This is a genomic window from Streptomyces sp. AA4 (assembly GCF_000158875.1).
Classification (GTDB): Bacteria; Actinomycetota; Actinomycetes; order Mycobacteriales; family Pseudonocardiaceae; genus Amycolatopsis.
In genome coordinates, this window is the sequence record NZ_GG657746.1 from 7,082,388 (window position 1) to 7,093,076 (window position 10,689).

At 67.8% G+C, this 10,689-nt stretch carries 7 protein-coding genes; 5 read left to right on the plus strand and 2 right to left on the minus strand.

Annotation, left to right across the window (positions count from 1 at the left end):
• Positions 1 to 77 precede the first annotated feature (77 nt).
• The 5 genes from SSMG_RS32225 (at position 78) to SSMG_RS32245 (ending at position 6,069) form a co-directional block, all read left to right on the plus strand.
• Positions 78 to 1,826, plus strand: coding sequence for an ABC transporter family substrate-binding protein (locus tag SSMG_RS32225; RefSeq protein ID WP_009083057.1), 1,749 nt, complete (start codon positions 78 to 80; stop codon positions 1,824 to 1,826).
• Positions 1,827 to 2,014: 188 nt separating this feature from the next.
• On the plus strand, positions 2,015 to 2,995 hold the full coding sequence (locus SSMG_RS32230; protein ID WP_009083059.1) for an ABC transporter permease: 981 nt from the start codon (positions 2,015 to 2,017) through the stop codon (positions 2,993 to 2,995).
• On the plus strand, positions 2,988 to 3,947 hold the full coding sequence (locus tag SSMG_RS32235) for an ABC transporter permease (RefSeq protein WP_009083061.1): 960 nt from the start codon (positions 2,988 to 2,990) through the stop codon (positions 3,945 to 3,947). Before SSMG_RS32230 ends, SSMG_RS32235 begins: the two co-directional genes overlap by 8 nt.
• Positions 3,944 to 5,041 carry an ABC transporter ATP-binding protein gene (locus SSMG_RS32240; protein WP_009083063.1) on the plus strand — a complete coding sequence of 366 codons (1,098 nt, stop codon included), beginning with the start codon at positions 3,944 to 3,946 and terminating at the stop codon, positions 5,039 to 5,041. The genes SSMG_RS32235 and SSMG_RS32240 overlap by 4 nt, the downstream gene beginning before the upstream one ends.
• Positions 5,038 to 6,069, plus strand: coding sequence for an ABC transporter ATP-binding protein (locus SSMG_RS32245; protein ID WP_009083066.1), 1,032 nt, complete (start codon positions 5,038 to 5,040; stop codon positions 6,067 to 6,069). The genes SSMG_RS32240 and SSMG_RS32245 overlap by 4 nt, the downstream gene beginning before the upstream one ends.
• Before the next feature lie 78 nt (positions 6,070 to 6,147).
• Here SSMG_RS32245 and SSMG_RS32250 read toward each other — a convergent pair whose 3' ends face one another.
• On the minus strand, positions 6,148 to 7,878 hold the full coding sequence (locus SSMG_RS32250) for an ABC transporter family substrate-binding protein (protein WP_009083068.1): 1,731 nt from the start codon (positions 7,876 to 7,878) through the stop codon (positions 6,148 to 6,150).
• A gap of 216 nt (positions 7,879 to 8,094) precedes the next feature.
• Positions 8,095 to 10,023 (minus strand): translational GTPase TypA, encoded by a 1,929-nt coding sequence (gene typA, locus SSMG_RS32255; RefSeq protein ID WP_009083070.1) that lies wholly within the window; start codon positions 10,021 to 10,023, stop codon positions 8,095 to 8,097.
• Between the last annotated feature and the right edge of the window lie 666 nt (positions 10,024 to 10,689).

The following is a 10,689-nucleotide window of genomic DNA, read 5'->3' on the forward strand; positions in this document are numbered from 1 at the left end:
ACGCGATACAGATCGGTGCTTGCGCGTCAGGAAGAGCCGCCTCGCAAACCCGCGAAGGCGTCGAGCAAGGAGAATGAATGTTAGTGACGACTAGGTCGCGTGCCGCGAAACTCGGCGCGTTCGTCGCGGGCGCGGCCCTTCTGCTCTCCGCATGCGGTGGTGGCGGAGGCGGCAACAGCGCGGTGCAGACCGGGCAGGCATTCGCCGACTGCGACAAGAACCCGAACACCTGCAACGCGGCACAGGCCGATCAGCTCCAGCAGGGCGGCGACGTCACCTACGCCATCGAGAAGAACGTCCCGAACTGGAACGTCATCTCGGCCGAGGGCAACGTCTTCGAAACCGGCGAGGTCACCAAGGGCCTGCTGCCCTACACCTTCTACGCGACCCCGGACCTCAAGCCGGTCCTGAACAAGGACTTCGTCGAGTCGGCCGAGGTCACCAGCACCAGCCCGCAGACGGTGGTCTACAAGCTGAACCCGAAGGCCGTCTGGTCGGACGGCACGGCGTTCTCCGCCGACGACTTCATCTACAACTACAAGGTCCAGAACGGCAAGGACTGCCCCGACTGCGCCGCGGCCAGCACCGCGGGCTACGACCAGGTCAAGTCCGTCACCGGTTCGGACGGCGGCAAGACCGTGACGGTCGTGTTCGACAAGCCGTTCACCGACTGGAAGCTGCTCTGGAGCTCCGGCGGCGCGATGTACCCGGCGCACCTGGCCAAGGAGCACGGCGACATCAACACCCCGGCCGGCCTCGCCGCGTCGTTCAAGTGGTTCGGCACGACCGTCCCGACCTGGTCGGGCGGCCCGTGGAAGATCTCGAAGTTCGTCAACAACCAGTCGGTCACCGAGGTCCCGAACGAGAAGTACTGGGGCGCGAAGCCGCACCTGAACAGCGTGATCTTCCGCGTCATCACCGACGCGACGCAGGAGCCGACCGCGCTGCAGAACAACGAGGTGCAGGTCATCTACCCGCAGCCGCAGGTCGACCTGATCAACCAGGTCAAGCAAATGCCGAACATCTCCTCGTTCATCGGCCTCGGCCTGACCTGGGAGCACTTCGACTTCAACCTGAAGAACCCGGCGCTGTCCCAGAAGCCGCTGCGCCAGGCGCTGTTCACCGCGATCAACCGCAAGGACATGATCGCCAAGACCGTCGGCCAGTTCACCAACAAGGTCGAGCCGCTCAACAACCACAACTTCGTGCCGCAGCAGACCGGCTACAAGGACACGGTGAGCGCGACCGGCCAGGGCTCGGGTGACATCGAGAAGGCCAAGAAGATCCTGACCGACGCGGGCTACAAGCTGAACAACAACCAGCTGTCCGACCCGACCGGCAAGCCGGTCCCCGAGCTGCGCATCCGCTACACCGTCGGCAACCAGATCCGGCAGAACGAGTGCGAGCTGTTCGCGCAGACCGCGGCCCAGCTGGGCGTCAAGGTGAAGGTCCAGTCCACCGACGACCTCGGCCAGACCACCACCAGCGGCGACTACGACGTCATCGTGTTCGCGTGGGTCGCCTCGCCGTTCCCGTTCGGCGGCGCGATCCAGAACTGGGGCACCGGGCAGGGCAACAACTACGGCAAGTACAGCAGCCCGCAGGTCGACAACCTGATGGCGCAGGCCAACGCCGAGACCGACCAGACCAAGGCGGCGGACCTGCTCAACCAGGCCGACCAGATCATGTCCGAGGACGCGTACGTGCTTCCGCTGTACCAGAAGCCGACCTTCATCGCCTCGTCGGACAAGATCGCGAACATCCGCAACAACTCGACCCTCGACGGGCCGGTGTACAACATGGCGGAGTGGGGCATCCGGAAGTGATCAACGACCGGTAGATTCCCGCGGGACACCCGGTGAAGGGCCGGCCGAAGCTGCCGGCCCTTCACCGTATCCGCCCTCCAATGCCGTTTTAGTTCCCGAACGCCACGATTGCCCCGTTACGTCGCCTAGGCCCTGCCACCACGAGCGGCGGGCGATGGCAGAACACCGTCCAGAGCAGGAAGACCTCCATGCTTGCCTTCGCACTGCGCCGGCTATTCGTCTCGGTGCCGATCCTCATCTTGTCGACGTTCGTCGTCTTCGTGATGGTGTCGCTCTCGGCCAACCCGTTGACCCCGCTGATCGCGAGAAACCCGCCGCCGCCCCCTCGCACCATCGAGCTCGAACGCATCCGGCTGCATCTCGACCAGCCGATTCTCGAGCGCTACTGGCACTGGATCACCGGCGTGCTGCACGGTGATTTCGGCCCCTCGGTCCAGTCCACCATGAACATCGGCAGCGAGGTGTTCGGCCGGTTCGGCGTGACGCTGCGGCTGATCGTGCTCGCCATGGTGGTGGCGCTGATCCTCGCCGTCCTGATCGGCGTGATCAGCGCGTCGCGGCAGTACTCCAAGTTCGACTACACCGCGACCTTCTTCGGCTTCCTCTTCCTGTCGATGCCGTCGTTCTGGTTCGCGCTGGTGCTGAAGCAGATCGGCATCGGGATCAACGAGTCCGTGGGCGACCAGGTCTTCTACACCATCGGGTCCTCGTCGGTGGTCGCCTCGGGCGGGTTCTGGACCCAGTTCGGCGACGTGCTCGGCCACCTGATCCTGCCGACGATCTCGCTCGCGCTGACGAGCTACGCGGCCTGGAGCCGCTACCAGCGCGCGTCGATGCTCGAGGTGCTCAACAGCGATTACGTCCGCCTCGCCCGGGCCAAGGGCCTGCCGCGCTGGACAGTGACGCGCAAGCACGCGCTGCGCAACGCGCTCATCCCGCTGACCACGGTGACCGCACTCGACATCGGTTCGATCCTCGGCGGTGCCGTGGTCACCGAGACCGTGTTCCAATGGCAAGGCGCGGGCGCTTTCCTGCTGGACGCGATCAAGCGAAGCGACGTGTACGCGGTGGAAGCGTGGCTTCTCATCGCGGCCACGTTCATCATCCTGCTCAACTTGGTCGCCGATCTGCTCTACGGCCTGCTCGACCCGAGGATCCGCTATGCCTAACGACGCAATCCCCGGCCCGCCCACCACCCTGGGCGGCGGCCGGTTCGCTCCGGACGACCCGCAGACCCCGAAGGGCGCGCCGGAACGCGAGTTCACGGTCAAGGAACGCAGCCAGGCGCAACTGGTCTTCCGGCGGTTCCTGCAGCACCGGCTCGCGATGATCAGCCTCGTCGTGTTCGTGCTGATCATCCTGTTCGCCTACCTCGGCGCGGCGATCTGGAAGTACAACGCGGCCGACATCACCGACCAGAACTCGGCCCCGCCCTCGGGCGACCACCCGTTCGGCACCGACGCGGTCGGCCACGACACCCTCGCGCAGGTGATGCGCGGGACGCAGATCTCGCTGCAGATCTCGATCCTCGTGGCGATCTTCGCGACCGTCGTGGGCACCGTCTGGGGCGCGGTCGCCGGTTATTACCGCGGCTGGCTCGACACGGTCCTGATGCGCATCGCCGACCTCGTGCTCACGCTGCCGCTGCTCGCGGTGGCCGCGGTGCTCGGCCACCAGTCCGGCGGCACGTGGTGGCTGATCGCGGTCGTCATCGGCGGCCTGTACTGGGCGTACGTGTCCCGGGTGGCGCGCGGCGTCGTGCTTTCCTTGCGCGAGAAGGAGTTCGTCGAGGCGTCGAAGGCGCTCGGCGCGAGCGACAGCCGGATCATCTTCCGGCACCTGGTGCCCAACGCGCTCGGCGCGATCATCGTCAACCTGACGATCCTCGTGTCGATCGCCATCCTGCTCGAGACGGCGCTGTCGTTCCTCGGCTTCGGCGTGCAGCCGCCGGACACCTCGCTCGGGCTGCTCGTGAGCAGCGCGCAGACCGCGATCGACACGCGGCCGTGGCTGTTCTACTTCCCGGGCATTTTCATCATCCTGATCGCGCTGACGATCAACTTCATCGGGGACGGCCTGCGGGACGCGTTCGACCCCCAGCAGACGAAGGTGCGCGCATGACCGAGAACGGCTCGCAAGGACGCGGCGGCGATCCCGTCCTCGTCGTTGAGGACCTGACCGTGCAATTCCCGACCAGCGAGGGCGTGGTCAGCGCCGTGCGCGGCGTGAATTACCAGCTTCGCCGCGGCGAGGTGCTCGGCATCGTCGGCGAATCGGGTTCCGGCAAATCGGTGACGTCGCTCGCGGTGATGGGCCTGCTGCCGAAGACCGCGAAGGTGTCCGGCTCGATCCGGTTCGGCGGGCAGGACCTGCTGAAGTCGAACGAGAAGGAACTGAACCGGGTCCGCGGCAAGGGCATCGCGATGGTCTTCCAGGACCCGATGACCTCGCTGAACCCGGTGTACACGGTGGGCGACCAGATCGCCGAGGCGATCACCGCGCACCACGACGTGCGCAAGGACGTCGCGAAGAAGCAGGCGATCGAACTGCTCGACCTGGTCCGCATCCCGAACCCGAAGCAGCGCGCGGACGAGTATCCGCACCAGCTGTCCGGCGGCATGCGCCAGCGCGTGGTGATCGCGATCGCGATGGCCAACAACCCGGACGTGATCATCGCGGACGAGCCGACCACCGCGCTCGACGTGACGGTGCAGGCGCAGATCCTCGAAGCCCTGCAGGCCGCGCAGAAGGAAACCGGCGCGGCGATGGTGCTGATCACGCACGACCTCGGCGTGATCGCCGGCCAGGCCGACCGGGTGCACGTGATGTACGCGGGCAAGGTCGTCGAATCCGGCACGGTCGACGACATCTTCTATAACCCGCGGATGCCGTACACGCTGGGCCTGCTCGGCAGCCTGCCGCGGCTGGACGTGAAGACCGAACGGCTCACGCCGATCACCGGTTCGCCGCCCGCCACGCAGAACATGCCGCCGGGCTGCCCGTTCAGCCCGCGCTGCCCGCTGTCGCAGCCGATTTGCGACGAGGAGGAGCCCGTGCTCGTCGCGGGCCCGAACGGCCAGCACGCGGCCTGCCACTTCACCGAGCAGGTCGTCGGCAAGGACCCGGCCGAGCTGTTCAGCCCCACCTCGGCCGACGCGGCGGCCGTCCCGGTCGCCGTGGACGCCATCGCGAACGACACGGAGACGAACCGATGAGCGAGGCCACGGCGGGAAAGACGCCCGTCCTCTCCGCGCAGAACCTGGTGAAGCACTTCCCCATCCGCGGCGGCGGCATCCTGCGCCGCATTTCCGGGGCGGTGCAGGCGGTGTCGGACGTGTCGTTCGACATCTACCCGCACGAGACGCTCGCGCTGGTCGGCGAATCCGGCTGCGGCAAGTCGACCACCGCCCGCGTGGCGCTGGCGCTGCAGCCGCTCACCGGCGGCAAGGTGACCTACGAGGGCAAGGACCTCGCGACGATGGGCAAGCGCGAACTGCAGCGGCTGCGGCGCAGCATGCAGATCGTGTTCCAGGACCCGTACGCCTCGGTCGACCCGCGCCTGCCGGTGAACGAGATCATCGCCGAACCGCTGCGCATCCACGGGCTGTACGAGAACGGCGGCAAGCAGCAGGTCCGCGACTTGATGAAGACCGTCGGCCTGCGCCCGGAGCACGGCAACCGGTTCCCGCACGAGTTCTCCGGCGGGCAGCGGCAGCGCATCGGCATCGCCCGTGCGCTCGCGCTGAAGCCGAAGGTGCTGGTGCTGGACGAGCCGGTGTCCGCGCTCGACGTGTCGATCCAGGCCGGCGTGCTGAACCTGCTGAAGGATCTGCAGGCCGAACTCGGGCTGTCGTACCTGTTCGTCTCGCACGACCTTTCGGTGGTGCGGCACGTGGCGGACCGGATCGCGGTGATGTACCTCGGCAAGATCGTGGAGACCGCGCCGTCGGAGGAGCTGTTCGAGAACCCGGCGCATCCGTACACGCAGGCGCTGATCTCGGCGATCCCGGTGCCGGACCCGCGCAAGGAGCGGACGCGGCAGCGGATCGTGATCACCGGTGACGTGCCGAGCCCGGCCAACCCGCCGTCGGGCTGCCGGTTCCGCACCCGGTGCCCGAAGTTCGCGAACCAGCTGGACGACGCCGGGCGCGAGAAGTGCAAGACGGAAGAGCCCGCCTTGGTGGACCGCGGGCAGGCGCACCCGGTGGCGTGCCACTTCGCGGAAAGCCTGCAGTTGATCTGACGCTGGGTTCAGCCTGGTCCGTGAAGGGCTCCTTGAGGGAATCAGATTCCCTCAAGGAGCCCTTCACGGCTTTTCAGCTCAGGTCGCGCCGCGGGTCCAGTTCACCGCGGAGCCGAAGGGGCCCTGCATCGGCGGGCCCGGCGTCAGGCCGGAGATTCCCTTGCCGACAGCCAAAGTCTCGGCTTCCTGGAACAGCGGGATCACGACGTTCTGGGACCACAGCTGCGGTTCCAGCGTCTTGAGCGAATCGGCGACCGTCGCGGAACCAGTGAGCGCCGAGTCGATCGTCGCTTGCAGGCCCTGGTCGCACAGGCCCGCGGGATTGGCCGGCACCACCGGCTTCGTCTTGTCCACCGGCGTGGGTTCGGGCGCGCAGCCGTAGCTCGACGCGAGGACCGTCGCCGGGTCGCCGCCGACCGGTTGGCCCACGACGGCGATGTCCACGCCCACGGTGCTGTTCGAGTCCGGGCTCGCCTGCTGTTTCCCGTTCACCACCGGCATCGCCAGCAGAGACGAATACAGGTCGCGCGGCTGCGGTTTGATCTGGTTGACCTCGATGCCGCCCGCCACCAGCTCCGACGCCAGTTCCTTCGCGATCGACGCGTACGGCTCCTGCTCGCCGGGCGACGCGAGCACGATCGACAGCGTCTTGTTTCCCTTGCGCCACACGCCGGCTTCCTTCTTGTACCCGGCGGCGGTGAAGTACTGCTCGGCCTTGGTCGCGTCCGGCGCGGCGGGCGGGCCTGCCGGAATGGTGGCCGCGTAGTCCTTCGCCGAGGGCGGCAGGACCTGGGCGTCCGCCTTCAGCGCCGCGGAGGGGCCACCCTTCGCCCCGGCGGAGATCAGCTTTCCGCGGTCCAGCAGTGCGGCGATGCCCGCGCGCACCTGCGGTTCGGAAAGCGTGGCGCTCACCGGGCGCAGCAGCACCGACGCGGTCAGCGGACGCGGCACGGTGTGCAGTTTGACCGCCGAGCCCAGGTCGTTCAGCAGCTGCAGGCCGGTGGAATCGGTGCGGGTCAAGGAGAACTGGTCGTTGCCGCTGCGCAGCGCGGTCGCGATGCCGGACGCGTCCGAGCGGCGGAGGATTAAGGTGTCGACCGCGGCGGGCTTCTCCCAGTACCGGTCGTTGCGCTGGAGAGTCGCTTCGCCGCGAGCGGTGTCGATCGTCTTGATCGCGAAGGGCCCGGCTACCGCGGGGAAGCTCGTCGCGAGGGCGTTCGTCCAGCCCCCCGGCGAGTCCTTGAGCAGGTGCTGCGGCAGCAGGTTGTCGAACAGCGTCTGCCAGGCCGGGTACGGCTTGCTGAAGGTGACCTCGACGCCCTTGCCGCCGTCGCGGGATTCGATGTCCGAGATCAGCCGGTAGCCCGCCGGATCGATCACGCCGGGGTTCGTCTTCATCGCGTTGGCGAGGTAGATGAAGTCCTCGGTGGCGATCGGGGCCCCGTCGGACCACGAAGCGTCCGGGCGGATCACGTACTTCACCGTGAACGGCACCTGCGAGACGACGTCGGCCGAGACCATCAGCGTCTTGTCGAGCGTGCGCGTGCCGTCCTCGGACTGGCGGAACACCGAGGGCAGCAGGAGCTGCGACAGCGCGGTGGTGATCGTCGACGCGTCCGCGATGCTGTGCGGGTTGTAGCCGCCGACGACGTCGTCCACGCCGACCACGATCTGCGACAGCGACGCCGCGCTGGTCGTGCTCGACGGCGGGGCCGACGTGACCACCGGGGGCGGCGGGGTGTTCGAACACGCGGCGAGCAGTACTCCCGCCAGCGCCAGCACCGGCCCCAGCCGGCGTCCGAATCGCACGCTCGTCCTCCTGAAAGTTCCCGCCGCGCTCCGTCGTCCGAGCGGACATGCTGCCATGCCAGGGCGGGGGCCGGCATCGAGATTCCCACATCGGCCGCCGCCCCGTGACATCGGAGCGGGTACCGCCATAAGAGTGGACGCGCGAACCACCTCCGCGGTTCACGCGAAAGGGCGCCTCCCGGGAACGGGAGGCGCCCTTTTTCACCTGCGCGAGGTTCAGCTGTTTTCGCGGCTCTTGGCCCGCGAGCGCTCCTTGGCGCGGGTCGCGATGTCGAGAGTGACCTTGCGGACCCGGACGACCTCCGGCGCGACCTCGACGCATTCGTCGCTGGCGCAGAACTCCAGCGCCTCCTCGAGGCTCAGCTTGCGCGGCCGGGCGAGGCGCTCCAGCTCGTCCCCGGTGGACGAGCGCATGTTCGTGAGCTTCTTCTCCTTGGTGATGTTGATGTCGAGGTCCTCGAGCCGCGGGTTCTCGCCCACGACCATGCCCTCGTACACCTCGGCGCCGGGCTCGACGAAGAAGCTGCCGCGGTCCTGGAGCTGGATCATCGCGTACGCGGTGATCGGACCGGACCGGTCGGCGACCAGCGAACCGGTGTGCCGGGTGCGGATCTCGCCCGCCCACGGGAAGTAGCCCTCGAACACGTGGTTCGCGATGCCGGTGCCACGGGTTTCGGTGAGGAAGTCGGTGCGGAAGCCGATCAGGCCGCGCGAGGGCAGCACGTAGATCAGCTTGATCCGGCCGGTGCCGTTGCCGCTCATGTCCTCCATGCGGCCCTTGCGGGCGGCGAGCAGCTGCGTGATCGAGCCGAGGTGCTCCTCGGGCGAGTCGATGTACAGCCGCTCGAACGGCTCGTGCAGCTTGCCGTCGATCGTGCGCAGCACCACCTGCGGCTTGCCGACGGTCAGCTCGAAGCCCTCGCGGCGCATCTGCTCGACCAGGATGGCCAGCGCCAGCTCGCCGCGGCCCTGCACCTCCCAGGTGTCCGGGCGCTCGGTGGGCAGGACGCGGATCGAGACGTTGCCGATCAGCTCCTGGTCGAGACGGGCCTTGACCAGCCGCGCGGTGACCTTGTCGCCGCCGTTGCGCCCGGCCAGCGGCGAGGTGTTGACGCCGATGGTCATCGAGATGGCGGGCTCGTCGACGGTGATCCGCGGCAGCGCGACCGGCTCCTCGGAGTCGGCGAGGGTGTCGCCGATCGTGATGTCCGGGATGCCCGCGATCGCAACGAGGTCGCCCGCGCTGGCCTCGGTGGCCGGGACGCGGGTGAGCGCCTCGGTGACCAGCAGCTCGGAGATGCGGACGTTCTGGACCGAACCGTCCTCGCGCATCCAGGCGACGGTCTGGCCCTTGCGGAGCTTGCCGGCGTGGATGCGGATCAGCGCGATGCGGCCGAGGAAGTTCGACGCGTCGAGGTTGGTGACCAGGGCCTGCAGCGGCGCGTCCGGGTCCGCGACGGGCGGCGGGACGTGCGTGAGCAGCGTCTCGAACAGCGGGTCGAGGCTCTCGCTGTCGGGAAGGCCGCCGTCGGCGGGCTGCTCCAGCGACGCCTTGCCGGCGCGGGCCGAGGCGTAGACGACCGGGAGGTCGAGGATCGCGTCGTGGTCGGCGTCCTCGATGTCGCTCGCCAGGTCGAGCAGCAGGTCGTGGGTCTCCTCGACGACCTCGGAGATCCGGGCGTCCGGGCGGTCGACCTTGTTGACCACGAGGATCACCGGCAGCTTCGCCTCGAGCGTCTTGCGCAGCACGAAGCGGGTCTGCGGCAGCGGGCCCTCGCTCGCGTCGACCAGCAGCACGACGCCGTCGACCATGGAGAGGCCGCGCTCGACCTCGCCGCCGAAGTCGGCGTGGCCCGGGGTGTCGATCACGTTGATGGTGACCGTGCCCTCGGGGGTCTGGCGGTGGATGGAGGTGTTCTTCGCGAGAATGGTGATGCCCTTTTCCCGCTCGAGCTCGCCGGAGTCCATCACGCGGTCGACCAGCTCGGCGCGTTCGGCGAAGGCGCCGGACTGGCGGAGCATGGCGTCGACCAGGGTCGTCTTGCCGTGGTCGACGTGGGCGACGATCGCGACGTTGCGCAGGTCGGGCCGGGTCTTGCCGGACGCGCGGCCGGTTTCGACCGCGGTGGCGCTGGCTGCGGGCACGCGAAGACTCCTGAACTTCGAAGAATAAAGGCGGGTGGCGCCGCGCGGCGAACGAAGATCACGGGCACCGGGAAATGCGACCGGCTCTCGCTGACCGGCTTTGGCCACACGCGGACTTCCAACAGGATACCTGCTGGGTTCGTGTGAGGAGCGCCACGCCCTCCCGTCGGTTAGGCTCACCTAATCTTGTGGAGTTCTTTTCGCCGGGCTGAGGAGTGCGTGATGGGGAAGAAGCACGCGGATGATCCTCGGGCTGTAGTGCGGAAGATGATCAAGGCCGGCAAGGTCAAGAAGAAGTGTTGCCGGTCTGCGGATCGGTGCAAGAAGTGTCCGGTTTTGGCGTTGAAGAAGGCTCGGAAGCGGGTGGGCGAGGCTGCTTGAGGGGCCGTTTCGGCTCGTCGCCCTGGCGGGCGACATCGCCGCCTGGGTTGCGTGGCGCACCCCGAAGGTTGTTTGTTCGTGACGGTTCGGTCGTGCTTGTCAAGGGGGGTAAGATGCCTTGACAAGCGCCCCCGAACGCGCGGGGGGGGCTTCGTATCGCGGGGGGGGGGGAGGATCTGCGTGCCTTGACATATTTCTTGTGCTCATTTAAAAAAAATGACATCGATATCAGAAAGTGAAATCACTGGAGGGTCGGGTGCGCCGCATCGAGTCGTACGTCGAGCA

What these genes read in the sequence shown, in the direction of transcription:
- SSMG_RS32225 (WP_009083057.1), top strand. Translation starts at nt 78, where the DNA reads ATGTTAGTGACGACTAGGTCGCGTGCCGCGAAACTCGGCGCGTTCGTC.
- SSMG_RS32230 (WP_009083059.1), top strand. Translation starts at nt 2,015, where the DNA reads ATGCTTGCCTTCGCACTGCGCCGGCTATTCGTCTCGGTGCCGATCCTC.
- SSMG_RS32235 (WP_009083061.1), top strand. Translation starts at nt 2,988, where the DNA reads ATGCCTAACGACGCAATCCCCGGCCCGCCCACCACCCTGGGCGGCGGC.
- SSMG_RS32240 (WP_009083063.1), top strand. Translation starts at nt 3,944, where the DNA reads ATGACCGAGAACGGCTCGCAAGGACGCGGCGGCGATCCCGTCCTCGTC.
- SSMG_RS32245 (WP_009083066.1), top strand. Translation starts at nt 5,038, where the DNA reads ATGAGCGAGGCCACGGCGGGAAAGACGCCCGTCCTCTCCGCGCAGAAC.